This is a genomic window from Micromonospora sp. NPDC023966, assembly GCF_040639095.1.
In the GTDB taxonomy this organism is placed as follows: Bacteria; Actinomycetota; Actinomycetes; order Mycobacteriales; family Micromonosporaceae; genus Micromonospora.
Genome location: NZ_JBEZZJ010000003.1, coordinates 254,420 through 279,600, shown reverse-complemented (window position 1 = coordinate 279,600; position 25,181 = coordinate 254,420). Strand labels below are relative to the sequence as shown.

Below are 25,181 nucleotides of genomic sequence, written 5' to 3'. Positions count from 1 at the left end.
CCATGATCCCCTGCGCCGCGGGTGACATCCACGGAGCCCTCGACCGGCTCTTCGAAGACGTCCTCGCCTTCGAGGAGTCGTTCGGCGCTGCGCGGCGAGCGCGAGAGGACACCGTGCTGCCGGTGAGCTGGCGGCGATGGACTTCTGTGATTCAGCGCGCGCGGCGGTAGTGCATGGCCACCGCGCCGTTGCGGAGCGGCTCCGCCGAGAGCAGCTCGAGCCGGCGTGTGCCGGGCAGTCCGCCCTGGTACAGCGTCGGGCCGTGGCCGGCGATCCTGGGATGGACGAGCAGCTGGTACTCGTCGATCAGGTCTAGCCGGTCGAGCTCGGTCGCGAGCTTGCCGCTTCCGAGGAGGACCCCGGCCGGGGTCGCGTCCTTGAGCTTCTGCACGCTCTCGCGCAGATCGTCGGCGATGTGGTGGCTGTTGGTCCACGGGAAGTCGTTACGCGTCGACGACACCACGTACTTGGGTTTGGCCTCCAGCTTGACCGCCCACTCGCGCATGGCCGGCGGCGCCTCCTGGTCGCCGCGCGCGGCGGCTGGCCAGTAGCTCTCCATCATCTCGTAGGTGACGCGACCCCACAGCATTGCCCCGCACTCGTCCAAAAGACGGGTGAAACGGGCGTGCGTCTCATCGTCGGCGATCCCCTCCTGGTGGTCGACGCAACCGTCCAGGGTGAGGTTGAGGCTGAAGGTGAGGAGACCCATAGCCGGCGAGTCTAGCCCCAGGACACGGCGTCACGGCCTGTGCGGGCGTAGCGTCAGCGAGCTCGAGATACACGCGCCTCGTCTCGTTGAAGTCGTCGGTCTGGACGAGCCTGCGCTCGCTCGCGGACGTCGCCAGCTCGACCTCGGCGACGATGCGACGCGCCAGGTGGGTCTTGCCCGTCGGCGAGCATCACCGGACGGTCTGTCTGCCAGTCCCCGCTTGGCGAGTGCTCGAAGCAGTCGAGGTCGATGGCGCGCGGGTTGCTTGACACGAACCTGAAGCATTCCTCACGACCCCGTGGCGATAAGGCCAAGCACCCACGACCAGGGCGGGTCCCAAACTCACGCCCAGCGAAACCCGCCGGAAGACGCCGAGACCCAAACGCGCGCCCAATCAGGACCGCAACTCGCGCTCAGAACCACGCCCCAGCCCGCGACGTTGCTTCCGGATTCGTAGCTGACTGGCGATTCGTGGGTCCACGCGTCGCCGGTGCTGCGCTCGTACGCCTTCATAGCGACATACAGCAGCGGCTCTGCTTCCCGCCGGGCGAACCGTCTCAGCTCTTTCGGATCCGCGAGAACTTGCTGATAGATGGAACTGCCGGAGGAGACGGCGGCGCAGCGGACGTAGAGAAACCAGTCTCCTCGGGCGCGGGCGGCACGAGCGTGGTCGCGCGTATCCAGTGCGTAGAGAGCGGATGCCAACTGATCCTCAAAAGCGAGGATCTCCCAAGCCTGCCGGGTGGCGAGTTCGTCAGCCAGCCGCCCGAAAGCATCGTCATCCGGCTCGGTGCCCATGCTCTCGACGAGGCGCCAGAACTCTTTCTGCTCCATCCAAAGATCATCTCAGGTCCGCCACCAGTACTCGCAACATCCGCTCTTCGGCAGAGTCGGACGTGCCCCGCTCGGCGGTTTGTCAACGCCCGACCAGAGGCAGATCAGGACCTCGGCGGGTTCGGCTTGATCATCGCGCAGCGCTTGGTGGCATCGATGCCTGGATACGCGGCTTCGGCGCTCAGGATGTGCTGCAGCTCAGGACCGACCTCGTGCAGGGACAGCGCTCGGTAGCCGAGACGACGGTAGTAAGGGGCGTTCCACGGGACGTCTCGATAAGTGGTCAGTGTCGTGGCCGACATGCCTCGGTGTCTGCCGGCGACCTCGACGTGTTCCATCAAGCGCCGTCCAATTCCCTGACCTGCCAGATCAGGCACACACGACACCTGTTCGATGTGCGCGTATCCGTCAACGACCGACGCCGTGACAAAGCCGGCGATACGCCCCTCGTACTCGCCGATCCACACCTGGCCTGCCGCCTGCCTGGCCTCCAGATCGGCCATGTCCACGTTGTTCTGGGCGACTTCTGGCATCCCTACGTCCCGGAACACCTGACCTGCCGCCACTTGGAGTTCCGCGAGACTAGCCAGGACTTCGGCGGGAGCCTTACTGATACGCATTCCGGCCACGGGTCGATGGTACGGACGCGGATCCGAGGGACCTCTGGCGCCTTCGGACCTCCGAAGACCCGACATCCGCGCATCGGCACGTGCGTGCACGGGGATCGAGCCGACGCCTGCGCCGGACATCCACGGCGAGTGAGGGAAGTTCCTGCCTTCCGGTGCGCCTGCTCGGCGGCAGATGAGTGCGTTCCTTCTTCGCATGCTCAGCCGCCTTGGTGCACCCGGGTTGCGTGGTCCACCGCGTGAACCGTGACCCTCTTGCCGAAAAGAAGGCGGGGGCGGGCACTACAGCCAGCCGGCGGGGTAGACCCCGCCCGGCACGTCGGCCTCGGGGTCGTAGGGCGTCCGGGTGAAGCGGAACGAGGCGAGGTCGAGGTGCGACACCGCCCCGTCGGTCCGGCGGACGACCCGCAGCGGCTCGCCTGCGTAGTAGCCGTCGAGCCCGACCCACGCGTCGGCGCCGACCGGGCGAAAGCGGGAGCCGCGGCTGACCCCCGGCTCACCGAGGACGAGGTGGTCGCCCTCGACCCGGGCCACCGTGACGGACGATCCCCAGTGCCACGTGCCCACGAGCTCCAGCAGGGACGCGTCACCCGACGCGGACCACGGCTCGACGGATACGGGCTCGTGCTGCTCGAGCCCGCCGAGCAGCGCGGTGACCAGGCGCCCGGGTGCCGGGCTGCTCGTCGTGTTCGTCAGCACGACGACGCCGTCTCCGGTGTCGCGGGCGACGCGCAGCCCGGCGATGAAGCCCGGCATCGACCCGCCGTGGCCGGCGTACCGGCGTCCGTCGACGTTAAACACCTGCCAGCCGAGCCCGTGCGCAACCGTCCAAGGGGCACCCCGGTCGTCGACGACGAAGTGCGGCTCGCACATCTCCTCCAGCGTGTCGGCGGCGAGCAGTTCGCCGGTGTCGCCGGCGAGGAAAGCGGCCCACCGCGCGAGGTCCTGGATCGTGGTCCACAGCTGGCCCGCGGGGCCCATCGCGCCGGCGTCGTGCTCTGGCTCGGGCAGGAGGACGTCGGCAAAAGGGTGCACGGCGAGACCGCACGCCGCGCGCCCGGTGGGTCGCGTCGTTGTACGGCCCATGCCGAGCGGCTCGAGCAGGTCGCGGCGTAAGACCTCGAACCAGTCGATGCCGTGGGCCCGGGCGACGAGTTGACCCAACGCGCCGTAGCCGACGTTCGTGTAGTGGAAGCGACGCCCGGAGCGGAAACGCTGCCCGACGCCCGACGCCACGAGCTCGTCCCACGTGCCGCCCGGCGTCCGTTCCCACCACGGGCCGTTAGTCTCGGCCTGCAGGCCGGCCCCGTGGACGAGCAGCTGTTCGACGGTGACGTCGCCGAAGGACGTCCCCGGCACGTGGTCGTCGAACCGATCGGACAGGTGCAGCCGCCCAGCGTCGCGCAGCCGCATGACGGCGACCGCGACGAACGTCTTGGTGATCGAGCCCATCCGGTACTGCGTGTCGGTGTCGGCCGGGTCTCCCCCGGCGCGGCCGTCGAGCGTCCCCACCGCACCGGACCAGGCGAGCCGCCGGTCGCGCACCACACCAGCGGCCACCGACGGGAGGCGACCGGCCCGCTGCTCTGTCGACAGCACGTGGTCGAGGTGGCGGGCGGTCGAAGCGGTGATGGCCGGGCGGTCGGGGTTCATGATCACGGCCTCACCATAGGACCCACGGTCTGACGGGGCGCACACCGGAGCGTTACCGGATCTCGGCACTTCCGCGCGCCGCCACCCGTGGGACAACCGGCTGCGTTCCGTGACGCGCGGTCCGCGGCAGAAGCGGATGCCGGCATGACCCCGATCTGCTGATGGACGTACGGCACGATGAACGATCCGCTCGCCGGTTCTTCCTCTGCTTAGATCGTTCTGACGATCGAGGAAGGGAGCGGTGCGCCGTGATGCCGGAGCTTCAGGGGCAGGAAGAACGCCTCCAGTTCGACCGCTTTGACCATGACGACGCCTGGGCCCTGGGGACTCGCCTGGTCGGGCTGGCCAGAGAGCGCGGCCACGCTGTCACCGTCGACATCCGTCTCGGCGACCATCAACTCTTCCACTACGCACTGCACGGCACCTCTGCCGACAACGACGACTGGATCGAACGCAAGATCCGCGTCGTCCGCCGGTTCGGACACAGCTCCTACCTCGTGGGCCAGACCTACCGCGACCGCGGCACCACCTTCGAGGAACAATCCCACCTCGAAGCGGCCCTGTACGCCGCGCACGGCGGCTGCTTCCCGATCATCCTCAGGGACACCGGCCCGGTCGGCACCGTCACCGTCTCAGGACTGCCCCAACTCGACGACCACCGCCTCGTCGTCGAGGCCCTCGAACTCTTCCTCGACTCCAAGGGCTCCGAGAAGGGGACCGTCTCGTGAACGGCTCCTTCCCACTTTCGGCCGTCTCACTCTCGGCGGTGACGGAGGGCAACCTCAGCCGAGCAGCATGCGGTGTCATAGGAGTCGGAAACCGACACACCTGGACATCTGACGCTTCACCAACTGGTCTTCGTGATGACCCCTCCGATCGCCTCCACGCCACCGCTGCTGACACCTGAGCAACCAGCAACCAGCAACCAGCGACCACCGGCCGAGACAGCCGACGCCCGCTGCTTACCGTGCGTGACGCGCGGTCTGCGGCATGAGCGTGCGTGCGCGTCGAGGCGAAGGCCGCGCATGATGAGACGGCGGCTGTGGTGATCAGCGAAGTAGGCGGCTGGCCGATGGGCGAAACCCCCGAGGACCTCACCGAGTACGCGATGGCGCAAGGTGCTGAGGGATACGACGTGCACGAGGTACGACTGTGCAGGTGCGCGGCGTGCGGCGGACATGTCTTCGGCGTTCGTGGTGATCTCGAGGAGCACGCAGCGAAGCGCATCTGTCGCAGCTGCGGTGCGGAGCATTTCATCGCAGACAGCGGCCAGTACTGGGATGACGCTAGGTCCGGCATCATGGTCTGCGAGTGCGACGGGGCCGGCGACGAAGAGGACTTCAACGTTGCGGTGGGCTACTCCCTCTACGCCGATGGTGACGGAATCCGGGCGATCGCCATCACGAGCCGCTGTGTCGCGTGCGGTCGGCTCGGCTACTGGGATGACTGGATGATCCGCGGCGGCGAGATGCACCTGTTGGATCTCGCGTAGGCCTTCATCGCACAGTCAGAAGGGCATCCTCGGCCCACTGACATCGGCAGATCAGAATGTTTCACGGCCAGCGCCTCACAGGCGAGCCGGGTTAGCCCATCGCGCCGGTTTCACCGAGTCGGCTCTGACCCGCGGCTGCTACCGTTGTGCGAATGATCATGGGGCAGACGGTTCTGGGTGCCTACTTTCCCGGAGTGGACACCCACGAGTACCCGATCGAGCACCTTCCCGCCGACCTGTTGACCCACCTGTTCTACGCATTTGCCACGATCGAGGACGGCCGCCTGACGCTTCCTTCCACGGCGCCGGCGCAGCTCGCCGCGATCAGGCAGGCGTATCCGCACCTGCGCATCGTGATCTCGATCGGCGGCTGGGGTGCCGGCGGGTTCTCCGATGCCGCGCTGACCGCGCGCACACGCGCCGACCTGGTGGCCGAATGCGTGGAGCTCGCCGCCGGCTTCGACGGCGTGGATCTGGATTGGGAGTTTCCGGTGTCGGGCGGCCCTGCCGAGCTCACCCGACGGCCCGAGGATCGGCGCAACTGCACGCTGCTCGCCCAGAGCTGCGTGACCGTCTCGGTCCGGACCGCCTGCTGACCGCCGCCCTGCCGGCCGGGCGGCTGCAGTCGGCCGGCCCTTATGACCCGGCGGACAGCTTCGAACTCGCGGAACTCGCCGAACTCCTCGACTTCGTCAACCTCATGACCTACGACTTCGGTACGGGCTTCTCCCAGATCGCTACGTTCAACGCGCCACTGGCGGAAGTCGCCGACGATCCGCTCGAACCCGGCCTGCGGCAGTGGAACAACGTCACAGGTGCGGTCGACTACTACGAGCGGCACGGCGTACCACGGGACAAGCTCGTGCTCGGCGTGCCGTTCTACGGCCGCGGATTCCGCGTCGCCTCACCCGGCGAGCAAGCCGGCCTGTTCCAGCCCCAGGTCGGTACCGTCGATGTCGGCAACTGGCGCGACATCAGCTGGTGACCGACTGAGGAACGACGGAGAGGCCTGCATCGCTTCCCGGCCGGCGTCTCCCGTGGCTCAGGCTCACCGGCGGCGCTTGTTCATGCTCGGAAGGCCGCCGGACACGGTCCGCACACTGCCGTCGGGGTTGCTCTGGCCCGGCTTCTGTAGAGCCTCGGTGACCCGCCGACCGGCGAGAGCGGAGGCACTCAGGTTGACGACGACCCCGTCCGAGCGCCGCCAGCTCCGCAGCCGAGCCAGAGCCTGCTGGCGAACGCCGCCACAGCGTGTGCAACTGGGCCAGGGCGTCGAGGTCGAGACCTTCCAGGGTTCCACGGATCTCAAGGTCCACCGTCGGCTCCTCAGCACGGTAGGGATCTCATCCCCGACCGGCCCGCAGCCAGCATCGGCGGTACGGCCCACAGCGTAACGCAGCGAGAGGCGATTCCGATCAGGGCGGGGACGGCTTCGCGGTGCCCCGCGGAGGCCGGCAGCCTGCCCGGCAGGGCCCGCCCCGATCCGGTGGCGGGCCCTGCTTCCCCCACCCCCGGCTCAGGTGGTGGCGGGAACCGGGGCTGGCGCGGCTGACTCGGCCGGCGTGGTCCTCCCGGCCCGCAGCACTCCCATCGCGAGGATCCCGAAGACCGCCGTCGCCGCGACTGCCGACATGATCCCGTTCCAGTTGCCCGGCGAAAAGTCGCCGACGAGGCAGAGGAATCCGAGCGGAGCCGCCCAGCCCGGCACCAGGCGGGCGCGCCAGGCCGCGATCGTGAGCAGGGTCAGCCCGAGGTCGAAGCCGAACAGGCGCAGAAACAGAATGAGCATCGCGCCGGTCCCGTTGGAGATGACCCCGTCCGCCGCCGCCATCTCGGCGTGGCGCGGGTCGAGCGCCAGGTCCAGGGTCGAGAGCAGCAGTACGGCGTGCGCCGCGAGACCCAGCGTCCCGAGGAACGTCATCGTCCCGGCCACCCGGACGAAGATCCGCCCGCGGCCGCGGACCAGCCGGACAACGGCGGGGACCGCGGCGGCGAGCAGCACCATAGCGGCGAAGTAGCTTAGATCGGCGGCGCGGAACGCGGCGCTGTGCTCGGCGAACAGGGCGAGTTCCGCGGCCGGGTTTTCGGTGTTATCGCGCGGCACAATCAGTTCGGAGACGAGGAAGAGCAGCGGTGCGGCGACCAGGGCGGCAGCGAGCGGCCGGGCCGGGCGGCTCGATGGATCGGTCATGATGATCTCCTGTTGGAGGTGGCTGAAGCCGGCGCTACCGGCGGGTGCCGTCGATCGGCACCGGCACCGACGCTAGGGAAGCGGACCCCAGCACACCCCCGCCCGGAGTCGCGATCGGCTCCCTCCACAGGCGGAACCGGCCCGGCGTGACCGGTACGACAGGCGGAGGCGGGCCCAGGACGAAACCACCTAGGCTGCCGCCATGACACCCACCCCCGCCTGGCGCCGCTGGTTGCTCGATGCCGCCCCGGCGGTCGTGCTCTGCGTGCTCGGCGTGGTCGAGGTCCTGGTTGGCGGGCTGGCCGGTGCGGCACGGACCCAGCACCTGGTCGGCACCGTGCTCCTCACCCTGGTCCTGGTCCTGCGCCGTCGGTACCCGGTGCTGGTGGCGGTCGCGACGAGCGCGGTGGTCGTCGCCGTGTCGCTCGGCGGCGAGCCACCCGATGAGGTGGCCGGTCTGGTCGCGGTCGTGGTCGCGGCGTTCGCCGCCGGGGCCTACGCGGCGCCGGCGGCCGGTGCGCTGGCCGCGACGGCCCAGTCGGCGGCGATGGTGGTGGCGATCGCGCTGGATCCCTCCGACACCCTTGCCAACGTGGTGCCGTCGATCGTGCTTTTCATCGCGGTGCCCGTCGTGGTCGGCGCGGCCTACCGGCGGCGCTGGTTGCACGGGCTTGCCCTGTCAGAGCGGGCCCGGCAGGCGGAGGAGACCCGCGAGGAGCAGGCCAGCCTCGCGGTCGCCGCGGAACGCCGGCGGATCGCCCGCGAGCTACACGACCTGGTCTCGCACACGGTCAGCGTGATCGCCGTGCAAGCCGAGGCCGGCCACCAGCTCCTCGACCGGGAACCGGCCAGCGCGCGGGCCGCCTTCGTGGCCATCGCCGACGCGTCCCGCTCGGCGCTCGTCGAGCTGGCCCGGCTGTTGCGGCTGCTCGGTGACGACGAGCCGGGGAGCGCGGCCCGCGTCGACCTCGCCCCGCAACCCGACCTCGCGCAGCTCGACGCGCTCGTCGGGCGGTTCCGGGCGGCCGGACTGGCGGCCCGGCTTGAGATCGAGGGCGCCAGCCGCCCGATCGACAAGGGGATCGGGCTCTCCGCCCACCAGCTGATCCAGGAGTCGCTGACCAACTCGCTCAAGCACTCCGAGGGCGGCGAGGTGGTGGTGCGCCTGCGGTACCACGCCGACTCGCTCGACTTGGACGTCCGCGACAGCGGCACACCACGCGGCGGTTCCGGCGGCACCGGACGGGGGCTGATCGGCATGTGGGAGCGGGTGGCGCTCTGTGGCGGCAGTCTGGAACTCGACGTGTCGGCCGGCTTCCGGATCCGTGCGCGCCTGCCGCTGGCCCCGGCCGCATGATCCGGGTGCTGATCGCCGACGACGAGACCCTCATCCGGCACGGGCTCGCCGCGATCCTCAGTGGGGTGCCGGACATCGAGGTGGTCGGCGAGGCCGCCGACGGGCTCGCCGTGATCGACCAGGCCCGCCGCGTCGAACCGGACGTCGTCCTGATGGACGTCCGGATGCCGCTGCTCGACGGCATCGAGGCGACCCGTCGGGTGGTGCGGCTGCCCCGCCCGCCCCGGGTGCTCGTGCTCACCACCTTCGACCTCGACGAATACGTCTACGAGGCGATGCGGGCGGGCGCCGCCGGCTTCCTGCTCAAGAGCGTGCCGGGCGAGCAGTTGGCCTTCGGCATCCGTACGGTAGCCACCGGGGACGCTCTGCTCGCCCCGGCGATCACCCGCCGGTTGGTGGAGGAGTTCCTGCGCCGGCCGGCGCCGGGCACCCGTACCCCGCCGAGTCTCGCCGACCTGACCGGGCGGGAGACGGACGTGCTGCGGCTGGTCGGGCGGGGACTGTCCAACGCCGAGGTGGCCGCCGAACTCTTCCTCGCCGAGAGCACCGTGAAGACGCACGTGGCCAACCTGCTGGCCAAGCGCGCCCTGCGCGACCGGGCCCAACTGGTGGTCCTCGCGTACGAGTCCGGCCTGCTACGCCCCGGTGGCTGACCGCGCCGGAGCGCCCCGAGGGCCGGCCGCACGCTGCTGGGCATGACCGGTCTCCTCGGCACGCCGGAGATCCGGGAGTTGGCCGCCCGGTAAGACACCTGGAGTCCGCAGCCGAGCGCATCCGGCGGACGAGAGGCGGTCGAGCAGGTCCGCGTGGACTGCTTGCGGTTCCACTCCGCCCGCATGCCGTGCGTGCGGAGCACCGGAAAGACGACGTCGTCCAGCATTCGTTCCAGGTCCGCCTGGAGTAGACGCTCGTGGGCCCTCAGCCCCCTGTCCGCGGCCATCGGCTGCCGGGCAGGGGGCTGGAGCACGGACCTCGGTGTGCCGGCCGGAGCGGATTGTGTCGCAGGGACCGGGACGGGGAAACTTTGGACTACTCCGCTTCCGGTCGTCGCGGCGGGCGCTTGGCCGCCTCTGCCGCGGTCCGAAGGTGCTTCGCGATTTCACGCAACCAGGGGTCTAGGCGTGACCAGCAGCCGCCTGAAGACGGCGGATGGTCGTCCCCCTCGGTCGCCCGTACCGGATGCCGCCCGCGACGCAGAAGGTCTACGGGTTCCCTGAGATCACCTCCGGTAATCGATTTCAGCGCAGGGAGGAACTACGACCAAGTCATCCAGCATCCGCCTGGAACGATCCCGCCCGCGATGCGGAAGATCTGTTAGGTTCCCTGAGATCGATCGTGTAATCGATTTCTGCGTAGGTGCTCTCCGGCCCAAGGAGGAACCACAACCAATGTCATCCAGCCTCCGTCTCGCGTTAGCCGGCGCCGCACTGATAGCGGCCGTCACCGCCGTCGCCCCGGCGGCCCACGCTCACACTGCCGCTGACCTGGTGCCGCAGACGCGGCCGGCAACGGCGAGCCAACCGTGCGCGGGTAAGGGGGCGGTCGGCTGGGACGTCTACCGCCGGCTCGACCGCCTGCCGGAACTCTCCTGCGGCGTCGAGACCAAAGAGTTCTCGGGCTTCGACCGCACTGGCTTCAACGACGACGGGTTCGCCGGCACGTTCTCGTGCCTGCGCGACTCTGGCGACGGATGCGTGATTGCCGAGCAGTCGGGCGCCGGCGAGATCCAGTCGATCTGGTTCACGCGCGACGCGGGCGATGTCACCTCCACGGGCAACATCAAGGTCGAGCTGGACGGCCGGACCGTGCTCGATGCACCCCTGCAGGACGTCGTCGACGGCAAGCTCGGCGCGCCGTTCGCCTTTCCGCTGGTCGCCAATGCCGACCAGAGCTCCGGCGGCGTCTACATCAAGGTGCCGATGCCGTACCGAGCGTCGATGCGCGTCACGACGGACGCCAACCCGTTCTTCTTCCACGTGAGCTACCGGGAGTTCGCCGACGCGAACGGCGTGCGCACCTTCGACCCGGCCGACAAGGCCGAGGACGTCCTCGCGGTGATGCGTGCATTCGGCGAGCGCGACCCCAAGCCCGCCCGGCCGCACGCGCAGACCAGCGACCGTGATTTCTCGCTCGCACCGGGTGAGAGCACCGCGCTCGCTACGCTTTACGGGCCCGGCATGATCTCCGAGCTGCGCCTGCGGCTGCCGCAGGTCGTCGGCCCCCCGCAGCCCAGGTTCGTCTCCGACGACGGGCGCGCCTTCGGCCGCGACGGCGCTGCGTACAGCGAGTTCAAGGTAAAGATTGACCCCGCCAACCAGGGTGTGCGACTCACCCGTCGACTCGATGCGGAGGTCGGCAACCAGCGCGCGGACATCGTGGTCGACGGGGAGCCGGTCGCACAATGGGCACCGCTGCCCCGGCAGCCCAGCTGCCGGTGGGCCGACCAGGCGGTCAATCTCCCAGCCTCGGCGACCGCCGGCAAGTCGGAGATCACAATCCGCAACCGGTTCGCGTCTTCCGACGACGATTTCAACGAGTTCACCTACTGGGTTGACTCGCTCGTCGCAGGGGACGCGGTGCGTACCGACACGGTCAACGTCGGACCGGAATCCACGGACGCTGAGCAGGCGCACGACTACGTGATCGTCAACGAGACGGCAGCGTACCCGCGCCCCTACGGCCGTCGCCGCTGCTATGCGCCGGAGAGCGGTCCGGACGCCGCCACGATCGCGGCCTCGAACTACATCCTGCGCAACGCTCGCATCCGCATCACATTCGACGGTGAGCGTACGGTCGACGCCCCGGTGGGTGAGTTCTTCGGCTCGGGCCTCGGCGAGTACGAGGTCCGCTCGCTGTTCTTCGCCATGCAGACCGCGGATGAGGGGTCGTACTACTCGTGGTGGCCCATGCCGTATCGCGCGGGCGCGACGGTCGAGCTATACAACGGATCCTCGCAGCGGATCGACTCCGGCGACGCGTCGGTGACCTTCGCACAGGATCCGCGCTGGGCCTCCGAGCTCTCCTCGACGGGCGCTGCCGGGCACTTCCACGCGACCGCAAACGCGGGCAGGACAGTGCCGGACCGCGATTGGACGTTGCTCGACGCGACCGGTCGCGGCAAGTTCGTCGGCGTGAGCCACACGGCCCGCGGCGACAGGTCGACCGGCAACTTGCGTAACTACCTTGAGGGCGATGAGCACGTCTACGTCGACGGGTCGCGCACCCCTCAGATGCAAGGGACGGGCTCCGAGGACTTCTACGAGGCCGGCTGGTACTTCAACCGCGGTCCGTTCAGCAACCCGCTCAACGGACACGCAGCCGAGCAAAACAGCGACCACGGCTGCGAGCAGCACTGCGACAGCGCCTACCGGCTCATGATCGGCGACGCTGTGCCGTTCCAGTCGGCGCTGCGCTTCGGCATCGAGCACGGCCCGCACAACGACGAGCCGGGCACCTACGGATCGACCGCATTCTCGTATCAGCAGCCCGAGGATGCGCTCCGGCGCAGCGACGTGATCGACGTGGGCGACGAGGACTCCGAGCGGGCGCACGGGTACAGCTCGTCGGACCCGGGGCCGGTCACCTCGCTCACGTCCTTCTTCGAGGGCGACGACGACACGGTCGAGGTTACGGACGACGGACGCGAGACTTGTGCGCAAGTCAGCTTCGACCTGCGGCTCGACCCCGGCAACGCGGGTGTGCGTCTGCGTCGCACGTCCGATCAGCAGCGGAGCTACCAAGCCGCGCGTGTGCGCGTGGACGGCACGGACGTGGGCGTCTGGCTGCAACCGCTGGGCAACAGCTCCAAGCGCTGGCTCGAGGACTCGTTCGAGCTGCCCCGCGGGGTCACGGCCGGCAAACGTGGGATCCACGTCGAGCTCGTCCCTGTCGCCGGCGGGCCGGCGTGGCACGCGGCCCGGTACGAGGCGCTTTCCCACGTAAAGCCGTTCCGCGACCGCCGGACGTAGCGCACCGAGCCGGCACGCTACGGGGGGAGGGCCCCATTCCGGGGTCCTCTTCCCGTAGACATCCACGAGCGGCACGGCCCGGACGCCGCAACGAGAGGCCCGGTCTCGGCGAGATCTGCAGCTACTGCCGGACCTGCCGCGCCTGCTCAAACGCCTGGCCGGCGACAAGCACCTGCCTCGCGGGGGCTGACGACGTGGATGGAGACCGGTGGGCAGACTGATCGAACCGCTCGCTTGGATGGCGGCAGTCTTCGCCTTCTTCCGCCTGAACCAGTGGATGGTCAACCGCAAGGGCCTGGACCATCGGCCGTACTTCGTGCCCAGCTTGTGGGGTCCGCTCGGCACCCTGATCATTGTGCTAGCGAAGCCACGGGGCTGGAAACGCCTCTAAAACCCCGCCAGCTCCTGGCCAATCGCAGCCTCAGCAGCAGTGCGGCCCGCCCCGGGATGATCCCGTGGTTCCTGGAACCCGCCCGGAACAGAGGGGTCGAAGTCCGATAAGGCGGAGCCACGGATGATGAGCTCGACGGGCAACGTCGAACCATGATCAGGCGTACTGATCTGCCGCATTCCGCACGCCGACTGTGGCGGATCAGTTGGCGGACGCATGTCGCACGTCAGTCGACGGAGGGACAGGCTCGACCGCTCGCGTTGCCGAATTGACCTCTTAAGGATCAAGGCGGCCCGCAAGCGGGCCGCGCCGACCCGGCCCCGGCCTGCTGGCGACCTTCGGCCGGCATCGGCCGGGCCGGCCGGCCACGCTTACGAGTTGCAAGAGCTTGAAGACCTCGAGGCTCCGCCCCGAACCCCGGCCCTCCTCAGAGATCAGCCGGGGCGGATCACCTCGCCAGGCACCACAAGGGCTACCAGCCTCCCCGGACGGGGCCAAGGTCGTTCGGACGTAGGGCGCTCCACCTTGTCCCCGTCCGGGGAGGCTGGACGGTCTACGACTGCCCGACGAGGAGATCCGCGACCGTTAGCCAGGGCTCACGTCAATACACTCGCGGCTACATCTAGACGGGTGAGCGCGGCCGGATTGGGGTACTCATCCGTTCCCTGTGCGCGTATGGCCAAGGAGGTGAGCGAGTCGTTCGGTTGCGGACGGGCTCTCACCCCCGACTATCGGGGCGTCGTACATGACGCCGCGTAATCGGTCCGGGATGACTGCCGCGGCGTACCCGAGGCAGCGGTCGGCGATGCCGTTGGGTGCCTCGCTCGGCTGTCCGGTGGCCACGGCCACCGCTGTCGGACATGGGCATTTCTCCAGGTGGCAAGGCCAGGAAGCGCCAGCCTAGCGGTCACCCGACCGGTGGATCCGCCCCCGGGCCGTATGCCGATCTTGGTCGTCGTACGCCTGGGGCAGGATGTGCGCCATGACGACGCACCACCCGAACACCCGGCGCCTGGTCTACGGCCACGCCAAGAACTACGACTGCCTCGCCTTCGTCGACGCCGACACCGCCGCCGGAGAGGCCGCGGAGATCACGGCGCTCGCCGCCGCCCGTACGTGGGGCGAGGCCCGGCAGGTGCAGATGACCCACCTGGACAACCCCGCCGGCCCCGACTGCTACGAAGAGGACGACTACGCCGACGACAAGCCCTTCGACATCACCGAGCTGGGTGCGATCGTGAACGGGTACTGGCCCACGATGGTCACGACGCGGGCGCTCGACGTGCTGCCGCAGGACCTGCAGGACCGGTACGTCGAACTCGTCCTCACGGTTCACGACGGTGAGTACCTGAAGGTTCCGCTCGACGGCGAGGCTGACCTGGTCGCGGAGCTGCGCAAGCGTGGCTACGAGGTGACCCGCGACGACGAAACCATCAACCTGCTCGACGGCGTCGGCGTCGGCTGGTGACCGCCTGAGGAACGACGGAGACGCCGGCATCGTTTCCCGGCCGGCGTCTCCCCTGGCCCATTGCTCACCGGCGGGGCTTGTTCAAACTCGGAAGGCCGCCGGACACCGTCCGAACGCTGCCGTCCGGGTTGCTCCGACCGGGCTTCTGTAGAGCCTCGGTTACCCGCCGACCGGCGAGGTCGGAGGCGTTCAGGTTGACGACCACGCGGTCTGACCGCCTCCAGCTTCGCAGCCGAGCCAGAGCTTGCTGGCTGTCCGCGATGCCGGTCAACGCATGGATCGCCGGCATCGCCCTGGGCGGGTCGGCGAGCAGGAGATGGGCGACATCGGCGGGGCTCAGCCTGCGCGGCGAGGTGTTGCCCACCGGGACGAGTGAGGCATGAATCCTGCCGTTCTGGAGCCACAGCCACACCGGTCGCTTGCCGTCGCCGGCCCGCATCACCGGGGTTGTCGACGTGGCACTTCGGGTGGCGGAAGCCGGCTTGGGCGGAAGGTGGGCTGGTAGAGCGGCCGGTGGCTGCGCCCGTCGCCGCGATTGCTTCGGGACGTCCGCAGCCGAGCGGGATGGGGCGGCGGCGCCCGACGATGGCACGTCGCCGGGTTGCGGCGGCTCGGTCGGTATCCCATGCGATTTCCGCATGAAGCCGCCGGCGACCTCCCACTGCTCCGGGTTAACCGGACAGGGATGAGCTCGGTCAGGTGCGGCGCAGACGGGTCCTGAGCGGTGATTTGCGCGCGCCGCTTGGCGTGGTCGGCTGCGGTGAGCGAGCCGATGTCGAGGACCGTGGCCAGCGGTATCCGCCTGACGTAGGCCTTGGGCCACGGCAGCAACCGCCTGCGCCGGAGGACAAGATGCACCTTGTCGAACCAGGCGTCCCAACGCCGAGCGGCCAACCCGACCACCTCCCGTGCTGCGCACATTAGCGGCGTCATGGTCATCGGTGCACTGGGCTCAACGGGTAGTTCAGCTGCCAGATCGTCTGGTGGTGTCAGAGGCGCAGGCGGCGGAGACGGTGGTCCCGCCCGGTTCGGTCTGCGGTAGGACGAGCCGCCAGCGGCCGACCACGCGGGCCAGGCGCTGCGCGGCGGGCAGGTCGGTGGCGACGATCGGCAGGTGGATGACGTACCGCTGGGTCACCGCTGGTGTCCCCGGACGTCGCGGGCGCGGGCCTGGTCCGACTGCCAGCGGCGCAGCGCGTCCTTAACGGCGGCGGTCTCCGGTCGGCTCGCGGCCAGCGCGACTCGTTCCCACCGCACAAGACGATGGACGAGATGTGGGGCATGCGCAGCATCGCGTCCAGTCTCAGGGTGTCCACATCTCAGGGGGAGGCCCACAGTCCCCCAAGTCGCCAGTCCACGGCCAGCCGCGGGCCTACGCGATTGCGTGCGTGCAGCGCATCGACTCGTCGGGGGTGGCCTGGCCGTGGGTGCGCTGAAGGTGCGCCTCGCCCCAGACCCGGACGCCTTCCACGACCGGCAAAACGGTGGTGCCGTAGGAGGTGAGCCGGTAGATGATCGGCGCCGGGATGGGTCCGGTCACGACGCGCTCGACGAGCCCGTCAGCCTCGAGTTCGCGCAGCTGCTCGGCCAGCACCTTGGGCGTGATCGGTGCGACCAGACGGCGGAGGCCAGCGAAGTGGCACTCGCCATGGGCTAGCCAGTACACGAGCGTCAGCTTCCATTTCCCGCCGATCGCGGCGAACGCCGCGGCCATCGGGCAGCCGGGTAGAGGATTGGGGCGCGACGGCGAGGGGTTACCTGCAGGTGCCTTCTTGTTCATGGGCGCGCTCCGCTCAGATAGTCGAATCATGAACCTTCACACCAAGATCACCGTGCCACTCAAGCGGGTCCTGGTCCCGTGCCTCTCGCTTCTCATGCTGACCGCGACGGCGGGGTCGGGCGACGCGGCGGCGGCTCCCCTCAGGGCTTCGGCGGCTGTCGAGGATGGCCAACGTGACTTCGACTGGGAGATCGGTGCCTGGCATACCAAGGTGCGGGTGCTCGCCGATCCGCTCTCCGGATCCGAGGATGAATGGCTCCACTTCGAGGGTACGAGTGTCGTGCGTCCGCTGCTGGACCGGCGTGCGAATGTCGTCGAACTTACGGTCTCGGGGCCGAACGGACGGATCGAGGGCCTCAATCTGCGGCTCTATGAGCCCCAGGCGGGGCGCTGGAGCCTGACCTTCGTGAACATCCGCGATGGACTGCTCACCCCGTCCGTGTATGGCGGGTTCCACGACGGTGTGGGCGAGTTCTACGGCGACGACCAGCTCGGGGGACGGGCGATCAAGGTGCGCTTCCTCATCTTCCGACAGGGCCCCGACAAGGCGAGGTTCGAACAGGCCTTCTCAGACGACGGCGGGGAAACGTGGGAGACGAACTGGATCGCCGTGGACAATCGAATTGACAATGGCAGCTGAGCGTTCGCCAGTAGTTGCACCAACTGACCGCCGACCCGCCCGGTGCCGCCGGTGACCGCGATCCTCAGGCCGCCCACGCGAACCCGTCCGGGTCGGTGAAGGGTCCGGCATCGCTGCCGATGACGATCCGGTGCGAGCCGGTGCCGTCCGGGGAGATGCCGGCGTCCTTGGCGGCGGCGCGACGCCCGTACAGCGCCAGCTTGACCGACGACGCCGGGGTGGCGAACTCGACGTACTTGCTGCCGAAGCTCTTCGCCACGGCCAGGCCGCGGTCGACGTAGAACTGCTTGCTCGCCTTCACGTCCGCGACGCCGAGCAGCTCGCGAGACGGGGTCTCCTCGGTCGGGCAGGCTCGTTCCTGCCCGAGGTTCTCGGTCGGGTCAAGGCTCGCCGGAGGCGACCGCGTAGCGGCTTGGCCTTGACCTGGCCGGGGTTCTCGGGCAGCCCTACGGGTGACCGGCCGGGAGAGCCTGTCTGGTGGTCTCTGAGACCTCCCACAGGGGTGTGTGTCAACCGGCGGCTCCGGGGTGTGGGGCAGAGCCCCAGGGCGTCCCCGCCGGTCGAGCCGGCCGAGCAGCACGGTTTCCGGGTTGCGGATGCTGCCGGTGACCCCGCCGACGATTTCGGTTCGCCGTCGAGCACGACGCCCGGTGGGATGGCCGCCCGGATCGCTCGCGTGATGTCCGGGAAGTAGGTGGTCAGGTTCCGGCCGGCCCGCGACTACAGGTACACCCCGGCTCTGTCGCGGAAGGCGATCGCCCGCCACCAGTCCCACTTCGGTTCGTGCACCAGGCCCGGCCCGTCAGGCACGACGTCCACCGGCGCCGCGAGCATCGGCGCGACCGGCCGACGCAGCACCGGCTCCTCACCGGCGCTCCCCCGTGGGTGGGCTGGCATTACCGCCAGTCCTCACCACGCCGGCCGCAAGTGCCACTCATCCTCCGCCCCCTCACGTCATGCTCGAAGAGACGGGGGCGGCAGGGGTGGAGATCCGCGACAACGAATGCCCGATGCGCCCCACAGCCAGGTCGGTGCTGGACCTCCAGTGAAGGAGGATCCCTCACTCTGTAACCGGGCACCTCGGCCAGACTGGCCGGCCCATGACGGCTAGCTGCCACGGCCGTCGGGCGCACCGAGATGTTGGAGCCAGTACATCCAAGAGGCTCCGCCTTTGCCGACAGCTCGTGGCCTGTCTGCCACATGCGAGCATCTAGTCCGTAGATTCCAAGACCATGTCTAGGCCGTACGACGCCGTCCGCCGTCTCCGGAGGACGTACCTCATCCGGTTGCATCCGGCCATTGAGCTGGGCGAACGTCAGCCGAGGCAGGGAAGAGCGGGCAACTTCGGCACCTGTCCGGCACAGCGGCGTCCCACACGGCCGGCGCACTGCTCTGTGTCGACCATGATCGGGTAGGTAGTCTCCGCTCATGATCGCGCTGCCTCTCGCCCCACGTTCATGGCGACTCCGCGCGTTCATGGCGACTCCGCGCGGCAGCGGCTGTCGCCGTCGTTCTCGTGGGCTGCCTCGCGGTCCCGTTGGCCGGGCACGCCGTTAAGACGGCAGAAGAGGACCGGGGTGAGACGACCCCTGTTGCTGCCGCGAACGCCTGCCTTCTGCGGTATTCAGCGGCTGTTCCGATGGCGAGCCGGGTATCCGCCGCCGCCTGTACCGCAACCGCGAATCGGAACTCTTGGCGGAAGTACTCGCGCCAAGGTTGCCTCAGTGGATTCCAAAATGCAAGGTGGAATCCGGATATTCCATTCGAAGGAGGATTGAGTGACGAAAGTTAATTCGAAGGTTCTAGGATTGATTATGGGCGTATTATTCATCCCATTATCCTTGATTGGATGCACAGGGAGCAGGGAGTCGGGCGGGGGGACAGATATTTTCGAAATCGCCAACACCGAAGAGGTTATCGGCGAAAAGGGCGAAGAAGTGTTGACGCTCAGGAAGCACTATATGATTCTGAATCCACCAGAAGACTTAATAGATTTGAAAGACTTAGTTGAAGGATACGTCAAGAATCATCCAGTCGAAAGCAAAAGCAAATTCATTCGTTTGTCTTTCTACAGGGAAAGTGGCGATTTGCCAAGAGACTGGCAGCCTGATGAAAGTTACATGAATACAGATCGACTAGAACACCATAGAAACGATCTCATTGCATCGATCACTTGGTCCGCCGCCCAACCGCAAAAGGAATACGATGTTTATAATAAGAGCAAGGAAGGAAAAATCCAGAAGCGGATGCGCTTCATTGAGGATCGGCTTGTTGAATGAGTGAGCCAGACCGCCCCCGGCGGCTCTCATTCAAGCCTAGGACCCCCACCGGTTCCGCTCCACGTGCCTCCTGCGCCGCCCCCGTCGGGGGGTACACCAGGGGCTACCACCTCACGGCCACCGGGTACACCGATCCGTAGCTCCGTTGGCGTATACACCTGCGTGTTAGAGGGTTCCGCCTGCTCCGACCTGGCGAGCACCTCCAACCGGGGATGGCCATCGGCGAGGTTCACCACCGCAACCTGGGGAGCTGCGGTTGGCGATGACCCGATCAGCGCACCGGACGCCTCACCCAGCGGCAGCTGGCTACGCTCGTGACGCACGGTCGGCGGCAGATCCGGATGGCCGCAGCGCACGCGACCTGCGACATGGGCGGGCGCACTCGGAAGTGCTGCAAGTCGACGGGGTCACATCCAACGACGCGACGTCACGGATGCCGAGCGGCTATGACCCGAACTTCTTCCATTGCCCTTCGGAGACCACCTCGACGCAGCCGTCGACGACTTTGATGGCCGTCTGTTCGTCGATGGCGTAGGCCTGGACTCCGATTTCGGCGGCCCACCGCTCTGCGTCGGCCAGGGTGTTTGTTGGGAAAGCGTCCAGGTGCGGGAAGATCGAGAAGTCGACGACTCCGAGGGTGCGGTCCTCCGGCGCGGACGGCCACTCGACGAAGTACGTTCCGATCCGGGGTGTCATCACCATGCTTCCGGCACTCACTCCCACCCAGACCGTGTCGGGCAGCGATGGCAGCAGATCGGCCAGCCCGGACTCCCGCATCCAGTGGCACAGGTACGTCGCGTCGCCGCCGTCGACCAGGAGCACGTCGGCCTCCCGGACCCAGGGGACCCATCGCTCCGCGCCGATGGTGGGCAGTGCGGTGAGTTCGAGGACACCGAGCGACGCCCACTCCAGGCCGGACGGGTACTGAAACACGGGCTCGGCGGCTACGAAGCCCCGCACTGATTTCGGGCCGCACATCGGGTGACCCCACTGTGCTGTCGGGACGCAGAGGGCGTGGCACTCGGCGATCGGCTTGCCGAGGAGCTGCACGAGCGCCGAGTGGATGCTTGGGTTCGTGACGCCTCCTGACGTAAGCAAGAGCTTCAAGGCGCCTCCAAATTCGCGCGGAAGGTGGATATGCCTGAAGACCCGGGACCGTGCTGGAACTCATCGGAGGTCGGGCAATCTCTTCAGAGGTCCCTCAGTCACCAGGTGCGATTGCCGCTAATCCTCCACCCGATCCTACCCCGCACAACATGTGCACTCGACCGACGCGCGCAGCATGCGCATGTCGCGGCGACCGCTCATCGGTATGAGCGTGCACCAGATCGGAAGGACTACCCGGTCATAGGTGACCCCGGCTGCCTTTCCATAGATAGAGGTCCCGCAGCAGGGATATCTCGGCGCCGTGGTGAATGACCTCGCGGTGTACGTGCAGGATGAGCCTCGCCATCAGTGCATCCGCGTACTCCGGCGGTGAGATGGCGCCTTGCGGCTGAGCTAATCCGGCTGCGCCGAGGTGGCGGACATCGCGGATCCACCCATCGTGCCCGTCATCGAGCTGGCGCAGTGCTGCCTCGGCGGTGCCCGGGTAGGCGACGGCCCGGCGACCAGCATTTTTGGTCGGCGTTCGACGGCCCCATGACGGCCCCGACGGCCTCCCGCCACCCCCGTGGGTAGCCCGTGGTGAGCTCGAATTATCCGCGTACACGAATGTCGCTGACAAGCCCGATGTCGTGCTCCCGTCACGGAACCGGTGCGGCTGCCCCGCCCGCCGGACGCGGCGACGCGCCGCCTCAGCGACGGGTCAGGTGAAGCGCACCGTCACGTCTCCGATGCCCGAGAAGCCGGCACGCCAGGTGCCCGGACGTCGCACGTCGAGGTTGCAGAACGATCCGGTGATCACATGGTGGCCGGCTTCGAGGCCGCGGCCGTACCGGTGCAGCAGCGCGCAGAGGCGCGACAGCGAGAGGAACGGGTCGTCCATGGAGTCACCGGGCGTCCGGGTGGCGACCAGGGTGTCGTCGTGCCACAGCTCGACCGTGGTCCCGGTGAGGGCGGACCGCACCGGCGCTTCCGGGCCGACCACGATGCCCCAGTTTCCCAGCCCGTCGGCGATGGTGGTGCAATCGTCGGCCTGCGCACCCAGCCGACGTTCGTTCAGTTCGAACGCCGGCGCGATCGCCCGGACGGCGGACCGCGCGGCCGCCGGATCGATGTCGTCGCCGCGCAGCGGCGCACCTAGCACCAGGCACAGCTCCGGCTCCAGATAGCACGATCCGATCCGGTCGTGCCCGAGCACGGCGCCCGAGCCGAGCGTACGGCTCTGCAGGAGGTAGCCGAACGGACGGAAACCCTCCCCCATCACGTCCCGCCGCGCACCGGAGGTGAGTCCGACCTTCCAGCCGGCCAGTCGATCGCCTGCGGACACCAGCCGGTCGAGGACGGCCAACTGCAGGTCCAGTGCCTCGTGGCGGTCATCGGTGGCGGCGGTCGCGTCCGGGCCGGCGACGCCGCTCCGTCTCGCCTCGACGAACGCCGCCACCAGTTGCTGGTCGTACATGTCACGTCCTTCCCGAATCTGCGGCGGCCATCGCCCTGGGCAGGGCGGCAGCAGGGAGGGACGGATCGGTCCGTCCCTCCCTGCTGCCCATCAGGCCGCCCCTCGGCTGGTGGCCGAGCGCGGCCGTGTGCGGATCAGAGCCACCCGGGCACGACGAAGATCAGCCATGTGACGATCGGGATGAGCACCACCATGCTGAAGCCCCAGCGCATGAGACCCTTGTACACGTAGTCCCGCTGTTCGTCGGTCGCGTTGGCGACGGTGAGCGCGCCACTCGTCGAGTACGGGCTCGAGTCGACGATGGACGACGAGAGCGCCAGCGCGGTGATCAGTCCGACCGCCCCGACGGCGTTGCTGCCGGTCAGGAAGGGTACGGCGAGCGGAATCAGGGCGCCAAGGATGCCGGTGGTCGAGGCGAACGCCGACACCGCACCGCCGATGAAGCAGATGACCAGTGCGGCCATCAACGGGGCGCCGATGGTGGCGACCTCCTCACCGAGCCACGTGATCGTGCCGATCTCCTGCATCACGCCGACATACATGACGATGCCGCAGACGAGGAGCACGGTGGGCCAGGCGACGTGGTTGACGGCGTTGCGGGCCGACTCCGGCGAGAGCAGGGTGAGCAGCGCGGCCACGGTGACGGCGACCATGCCGACGTTGAGGTCGAAGAAGAGCGCTGTGACGGCGAGGCCCACCAGCCCGATCAGCGTCATGATGCGGTCGCGGTCCAGGCGCAGCGGCCCTTCCGCCTCCGCCTCCGCCGGCAGGGTCGTCGTCGTGGTGGCGCCCGAGGTCCGGGTCGCCTGGGCGGGCACGGACGTACCGCCCGTCCCCTCGGTGACCGCGACGGCAGCGCCGGCCGGCCGGGCGGCGGCGGCACCTTCGTCGGCCAGGTTGACACCCGAGTCCGAGGCCGCCTCGTTGTCCGGCTCGGAGGCCGGCTCTGGGCGCCGGTCCCGCGTGCGGGCGCCCGCGGCCAGCTCGGCCTCGTCGAACGTGCCGAGGCCGGCGTCGACGGCCCGGCGGGTGAGCAGCTCGCGGCCACCCCACATGAAGAAGGCGACGAGGCTGATGGCGAGGTTGACGAAGAAGGAGGCCAGGAAGAGCAGGGTCGGGTTGGCCGGCAGCCCCGCCTTCTCGACCACACCGTTGGTGATGCTGCCGAAGATGCTGATCGGCGAGAAGCCGCCGGCACTGGCCCCGTTGATGATCAGCAGGCCCATCATGAGCGGGTTGATCTTGTAACGCCGCGCGAAGCCCAGGCCGATAGGGGCGATGATCGCCACCGACGCGGGGACCACGGCCCCGATCGCGGTGAGGCACGCGGTCACCAGAAACATGATCCACGGGATCATGCCGACACGGCCGCCGACGAGTCGGACCGCGCTCTGGATGAGCCAGTCGACCGTGCCGTTGGCCTTCGCGATGGCGAACAGGTACGTGACGCCGACGAGGATGACGAACAGATCGCCGGGGAAGCCGGCGAAGACCGCATCCGTCTTGTCGCCGATGTCCTCCCCCTCGAGGACCGAGATGCCGACGATGAAGGCGGCGACGATCGCGAGGGCACCGAGGTTCACCGGCCGGACCGTGGCTATCAGGAAGATGAGGGCTAGAACGAGGATCGAGACGAGCTCAACCGACATGGGAGCCTCCCGGGTGGGGGTTGGAGGTCTGTGGGGGTGGGGCACGAGCCGTGGCCGCCGGCAACTCGGTCTTCTTCAGGCGGTGCGCCGTCTGCCTCCCTCGGACTCGGGCCGGCAGATGCCCGCCTCGCCGAGCGGAGCCGACATCTGGACGACGCCGCACAGGGGCGTGACGCTGGGGCTGCAGCGCCCCGGCGCCGAGTGGCATAACACGGGCCTGTTTCCACAATGCGAAAACTGAATTTCGTTGCCCGGGAGTATGTGCGATATCACATCCACCGTCAAGACCGGCCAGGCGCCCATCCCGCATGCAGCGCAGACGCTTGCGCTTCCCCGGCTGTCCGTTGATAGGTTCTCCGTCATGCGGTAGAAAACTTCCGCATGACGGAGTTTTAAGAGCTGAGAGGCAGCCTCGGTATGACCCCCACCGGCCGTCACTTCCTCCAGATTCCGGGCCCCACCAACACGCCGGACCGGGTGCTACGCGCCATGGCCGCGCCCACCATCGACCACCGCGGCCCCCAGTTCGCCGAACTCGGCCTGGAGGTGCTCGAGGCCGTCAAGCCGGTCTTCGGCACCACGCAGCCCGTCGTCATCTACCCGGCGTCGGGCACCGGCGCCTGGGAGGCCGCCCTGGTCAACACCCTCAGCCCCGGCGACCGGGTGGTGTGCTTCGAGACCGGCCAGTTCGCGACGCTGTGGCAGGAGCTGGCGCGCCGACTCGGCCTGGAGGTCGACTTCGTGCCCGGCGACTGGCGGCACGGCGTGGACCCGGAGGCCGTTGCGGACAAGCTGTGCGCCGATCCCGGCCACCGCATCAAGGCCGTCCTCGTGGTGCACAACGAGACCTCGACCGGTGTGACGAGCCGCGTCGCCAAGGTCCGCGCGGCGATCGACTCGACCGGCCACCCGGCACTGCTGCTGGTGGACACCATCTCGTCCCTGGGATCCATCGAGTACCAGCACGACGCCTGGGGTGTCGACGTCACGGTGGCCGGCTCCCAGAAGGGCCTGATGCTGCCGCCCGGGCTGAGCTTCAACGCGATCAGCCCGAAGGCGCTGGAGGCCTCGAAGACGGCACGGCTGCCCCGGTCGTTCTGGCACTGGCAGCCGATCATCGAGGCCAACCAGCGCGGCTTCTTCCCCTACACCCCGGCCACCAACCTGCTCTACGGGCTGCGCGAGGCGCTGCGCATGCTCGACGAGGAAGGACTGTCCAACGTGTATGCCCGCCACCAGCGGCACGCCGAGGCGACCCGGCTGGCGGTCCGCGGCTGGGGCCTGGAGGTGCTGTGCGCGGACGAGCGCGAGCACTCGGGCTCGCTGACCGCCGTCATGGTCCCCGAGGGGCACGACGCCGACAAGATCCGGGCGCTCATCCTGGACCGCTACAACATGTCGCTCGGCGCCGGACTCGGCAAGCTCGCCGGGCGGATCTTCCGGATCGGGCACCTCGGCGACTTCAACGACCTGATGCTCGCCGGCACCCTCGCTGGCGTCCAGATGGGCCTCCTCGCGGCCGGGGTTCCGGTCGACCCCACCGGCATCAACGCCGCTCTCGACCGCCTGCAACGTCCCTGA

Annotated in this window: 24 protein-coding genes and 2 pseudogenes; 11 read left to right on the top strand and 15 right to left on the bottom strand. The window is 68.6% G+C overall.

Annotation, left to right across the window (positions count from 1 at the left end; translation table 11 throughout):
• Positions 1-151 precede the first annotated feature (151 nt).
• From AB0F68_RS07695 to AB0F68_RS07680, 4 genes are all read right to left on the bottom strand, one after another.
• A complete protein-coding gene (locus AB0F68_RS07695) occupies positions 152-709 on the bottom strand; it encodes a dihydrofolate reductase family protein (RefSeq protein WP_357333616.1) in 558 nt (185 codons plus the stop codon).
• Between the two features lie 342 nt (positions 710-1,051).
• The gene (locus AB0F68_RS07690; RefSeq protein ID WP_357333612.1) at positions 1,052-1,543 is read right to left on the bottom strand and encodes a DUF4240 domain-containing protein; all 492 of its coding nucleotides are present in this window, start codon (positions 1,541-1,543) and stop codon (positions 1,052-1,054) included.
• Positions 1,544-1,647: 104 nt separating this feature from the next.
• Positions 1,648-2,163: a GNAT family N-acetyltransferase gene (locus tag AB0F68_RS07685; protein ID WP_357333861.1), complete on the bottom strand. Its 516-nt coding sequence runs from the start codon at positions 2,161-2,163 to the stop codon at positions 1,648-1,650.
• Positions 2,164-2,451: 288 nt separating this feature from the next.
• Positions 2,452-3,822: a serine hydrolase domain-containing protein gene (locus AB0F68_RS07680; RefSeq protein ID WP_357333858.1), complete on the bottom strand. Its 1,371-nt coding sequence runs from the start codon at positions 3,820-3,822 to the stop codon at positions 2,452-2,454.
• A gap of 251 nt (positions 3,823-4,073) precedes the next feature.
• Between AB0F68_RS07680 and AB0F68_RS07675 the strand changes: the two genes are divergently transcribed.
• The 3 genes and pseudogenes from AB0F68_RS07675 to AB0F68_RS07665 all read left to right on the top strand — a co-directional run bounded on the left by AB0F68_RS07675 (position 4,074) and on the right by AB0F68_RS07665 (position 6,299).
• Positions 4,074-4,550, top strand: a complete 477-nt coding sequence (locus tag AB0F68_RS07675; RefSeq protein WP_357333609.1) for a heme-degrading domain-containing protein — start codon at positions 4,074-4,076, stop codon at positions 4,548-4,550.
• 272 nt (positions 4,551-4,822) lie between these two features.
• A complete protein-coding gene (locus tag AB0F68_RS07670; protein ID WP_357333607.1) occupies positions 4,823-5,314 on the top strand; it encodes a hypothetical protein in 492 nt (163 codons plus the stop codon).
• 152 nt (positions 5,315-5,466) lie between these two features.
• Positions 5,467-6,299: pseudogene (locus AB0F68_RS07665) on the top strand (glycosyl hydrolase family 18 protein).
• 531 nt (positions 6,300-6,830) lie between these two features.
• Here AB0F68_RS07665 and AB0F68_RS07660 read toward each other — a convergent pair.
• Positions 6,831-7,505: a hypothetical protein gene (locus AB0F68_RS07660; protein WP_357333604.1), complete on the bottom strand. Its 675-nt coding sequence runs from the start codon at positions 7,503-7,505 to the stop codon at positions 6,831-6,833.
• Positions 7,506-7,707: 202 nt separating this feature from the next.
• Here AB0F68_RS07660 and AB0F68_RS07655 point away from each other — a divergent pair, with 202 nt between their 5' ends.
• The 5 genes from AB0F68_RS07655 (at position 7,708) to AB0F68_RS07635 (ending at position 14,689) form a co-directional block, all read left to right on the top strand.
• Positions 7,708-8,862, top strand: coding sequence for a histidine kinase (locus AB0F68_RS07655; RefSeq protein WP_357333602.1), 1,155 nt, complete (start codon positions 7,708-7,710; stop codon positions 8,860-8,862).
• Positions 8,859-9,515 (top strand): response regulator transcription factor, encoded by a 657-nt coding sequence (locus tag AB0F68_RS07650; protein ID WP_357333600.1) that lies wholly within the window; start codon positions 8,859-8,861, stop codon positions 9,513-9,515. Before AB0F68_RS07655 ends, AB0F68_RS07650 begins: the two co-directional genes overlap by 4 nt.
• 735 nt (positions 9,516-10,250) lie before the next feature.
• Positions 10,251-12,830, top strand: coding sequence for a glycoside hydrolase family 172 protein (locus tag AB0F68_RS07645; protein WP_357333598.1), 2,580 nt, complete (start codon positions 10,251-10,253; stop codon positions 12,828-12,830).
• 208 nt (positions 12,831-13,038) lie between these two features.
• The gene (locus AB0F68_RS07640; protein ID WP_357333596.1) at positions 13,039-13,221 is read left to right on the top strand and encodes a hypothetical protein; all 183 of its coding nucleotides are present in this window, start codon (positions 13,039-13,041) and stop codon (positions 13,219-13,221) included.
• 982 nt (positions 13,222-14,203) lie between these two features.
• Positions 14,204-14,689 carry a hypothetical protein gene (locus tag AB0F68_RS07635; RefSeq protein WP_357333594.1) on the top strand — a complete coding sequence of 162 codons (486 nt, stop codon included), beginning with the start codon at positions 14,204-14,206 and terminating at the stop codon, positions 14,687-14,689.
• 64 nt (positions 14,690-14,753) lie between these two features.
• Here AB0F68_RS07635 and AB0F68_RS07630 read toward each other — a convergent pair whose 3' ends face one another.
• The 4 genes and pseudogenes from AB0F68_RS07630 to AB0F68_RS07615 form a co-directional block, all read right to left on the bottom strand.
• A complete protein-coding gene (locus AB0F68_RS07630; RefSeq protein WP_357333592.1) occupies positions 14,754-15,128 on the bottom strand; it encodes a hypothetical protein in 375 nt (124 codons plus the stop codon).
• Between the two features lie 525 nt (positions 15,129-15,653).
• Entirely contained in the window at positions 15,654-15,827 is a 174-nt protein-coding gene (locus AB0F68_RS07625) for a hypothetical protein (protein WP_357333873.1), read from the bottom strand.
• A pseudogene (locus AB0F68_RS07620) lies at positions 15,824-15,928 on the bottom strand (DivIVA domain-containing protein); the annotation flags it as partial. The pseudogene AB0F68_RS07620 and the gene AB0F68_RS07625, both read right to left, overlap by 4 nt.
• Before the next feature lie 133 nt (positions 15,929-16,061).
• Positions 16,062-16,469, bottom strand: a complete 408-nt coding sequence (locus AB0F68_RS07615) for a helix-turn-helix domain-containing protein (RefSeq protein WP_357333590.1) — start codon at positions 16,467-16,469, stop codon at positions 16,062-16,064.
• 28 nt (positions 16,470-16,497) lie between these two features.
• Here AB0F68_RS07615 and AB0F68_RS07610 point away from each other — a divergent pair, with 28 nt between their 5' ends.
• On the top strand, positions 16,498-17,109 hold the full coding sequence (locus AB0F68_RS07610) for a hypothetical protein (protein WP_357333588.1): 612 nt from the start codon (positions 16,498-16,500) through the stop codon (positions 17,107-17,109).
• 64 nt (positions 17,110-17,173) lie between these two features.
• Here the strand turns inward: AB0F68_RS07610 and AB0F68_RS07605 are convergent, their stop codons facing one another.
• Positions 17,174-17,410: a hypothetical protein gene (locus tag AB0F68_RS07605; RefSeq protein WP_357333586.1), complete on the bottom strand. Its 237-nt coding sequence runs from the start codon at positions 17,408-17,410 to the stop codon at positions 17,174-17,176.
• Between the two features lie 419 nt (positions 17,411-17,829).
• Entirely contained in the window at positions 17,830-18,006 is a 177-nt protein-coding gene (locus AB0F68_RS07600) for a hypothetical protein (protein ID WP_357333584.1), read from the bottom strand.
• A gap of 881 nt (positions 18,007-18,887) precedes the next feature.
• Here AB0F68_RS07600 and AB0F68_RS07595 point away from each other — a divergent pair.
• The gene (locus AB0F68_RS07595; RefSeq protein ID WP_357333582.1) at positions 18,888-19,388 is read left to right on the top strand and encodes a hypothetical protein; all 501 of its coding nucleotides are present in this window, start codon (positions 18,888-18,890) and stop codon (positions 19,386-19,388) included.
• A gap of 444 nt (positions 19,389-19,832) precedes the next feature.
• Here the strand turns inward: AB0F68_RS07595 and AB0F68_RS07590 are convergent, their stop codons facing one another.
• The 4 genes from AB0F68_RS07590 to AB0F68_RS07575 all read right to left on the bottom strand — a co-directional run bounded on the left by AB0F68_RS07590 (position 19,833) and on the right by AB0F68_RS07575 (position 23,600).
• Complete coding sequence (locus AB0F68_RS07590; protein WP_357333579.1) at positions 19,833-20,495, bottom strand: Type 1 glutamine amidotransferase-like domain-containing protein; 663 nt, start codon at positions 20,493-20,495, stop codon at positions 19,833-19,835.
• Between the two features lie 238 nt (positions 20,496-20,733).
• Positions 20,734-21,099: a DinB family protein gene (locus AB0F68_RS07585; protein ID WP_357333856.1), complete on the bottom strand. Its 366-nt coding sequence runs from the start codon at positions 21,097-21,099 to the stop codon at positions 20,734-20,736.
• A gap of 96 nt (positions 21,100-21,195) precedes the next feature.
• The gene (locus AB0F68_RS07580) at positions 21,196-21,933 is read right to left on the bottom strand and encodes a hypothetical protein (RefSeq protein WP_357333578.1); all 738 of its coding nucleotides are present in this window, start codon (positions 21,931-21,933) and stop codon (positions 21,196-21,198) included.
• Between the two features lie 152 nt (positions 21,934-22,085).
• A complete protein-coding gene (locus AB0F68_RS07575) occupies positions 22,086-23,600 on the bottom strand; it encodes an SLC13 family permease (protein WP_357333577.1) in 1,515 nt (504 codons plus the stop codon).
• A gap of 417 nt (positions 23,601-24,017) precedes the next feature.
• On the opposite strand from AB0F68_RS07575, the gene AB0F68_RS07570 reads away from it, so the two are divergent.
• Complete coding sequence (locus tag AB0F68_RS07570) at positions 24,018-25,181, top strand: aminotransferase class V-fold PLP-dependent enzyme (protein ID WP_357333575.1); 1,164 nt, start codon at positions 24,018-24,020, stop codon at positions 25,179-25,181.

Coding starts and splice junctions, on each gene's coding strand:
- AB0F68_RS07675 (WP_357333609.1), top strand. CDS start 4,074: ATGCCGGAGCTTCAGGGGCAGGAAGAACGCCTCCAGTTCGACCGCTTT.
- AB0F68_RS07575 (WP_357333577.1), bottom strand. CDS start 23,600: ATGTCGGTTGAGCTCGTCTCGATCCTCGTTCTAGCCCTCATCTTCCTG.
- AB0F68_RS07645 (WP_357333598.1), top strand. CDS start 10,251: ATGTCATCCAGCCTCCGTCTCGCGTTAGCCGGCGCCGCACTGATAGCG.
- AB0F68_RS07600 (WP_357333584.1), bottom strand. CDS start 18,006: ATGCCAGCCCACCCACGGGGGAGCGCCGGTGAGGAGCCGGTGCTGCGT.
- AB0F68_RS07650 (WP_357333600.1), top strand. CDS start 8,859: ATGATCCGGGTGCTGATCGCCGACGACGAGACCCTCATCCGGCACGGG.
- AB0F68_RS07630 (WP_357333592.1), bottom strand. CDS start 15,128: ATGCGGGCCGGCGACGGCAAGCGACCGGTGTGGCTGTGGCTCCAGAAC.
- AB0F68_RS07690 (WP_357333612.1), bottom strand. CDS start 1,543: ATGGAGCAGAAAGAGTTCTGGCGCCTCGTCGAGAGCATGGGCACCGAG.
- AB0F68_RS07570 (WP_357333575.1), top strand. CDS start 24,018: ATGACCCCCACCGGCCGTCACTTCCTCCAGATTCCGGGCCCCACCAAC.
- AB0F68_RS07615 (WP_357333590.1), bottom strand. CDS start 16,469: ATGAACAAGAAGGCACCTGCAGGTAACCCCTCGCCGTCGCGCCCCAAT.
- AB0F68_RS07660 (WP_357333604.1), bottom strand. CDS start 7,505: ATGACCGATCCATCGAGCCGCCCGGCCCGGCCGCTCGCTGCCGCCCTG.
- AB0F68_RS07685 (WP_357333861.1), bottom strand. CDS start 2,163: ATGCGTATCAGTAAGGCTCCCGCCGAAGTCCTGGCTAGTCTCGCGGAA.
- AB0F68_RS07610 (WP_357333588.1), top strand. CDS start 16,498: ATGAACCTTCACACCAAGATCACCGTGCCACTCAAGCGGGTCCTGGTC.
- AB0F68_RS07680 (WP_357333858.1), bottom strand. CDS start 3,822: ATGAACCCCGACCGCCCGGCCATCACCGCTTCGACCGCCCGCCACCTC.
- AB0F68_RS07635 (WP_357333594.1), top strand. CDS start 14,204: ATGACGACGCACCACCCGAACACCCGGCGCCTGGTCTACGGCCACGCC.
- AB0F68_RS07655 (WP_357333602.1), top strand. CDS start 7,708: ATGACACCCACCCCCGCCTGGCGCCGCTGGTTGCTCGATGCCGCCCCG.
- AB0F68_RS07695 (WP_357333616.1), bottom strand. CDS start 709: ATGGGTCTCCTCACCTTCAGCCTCAACCTCACCCTGGACGGTTGCGTC.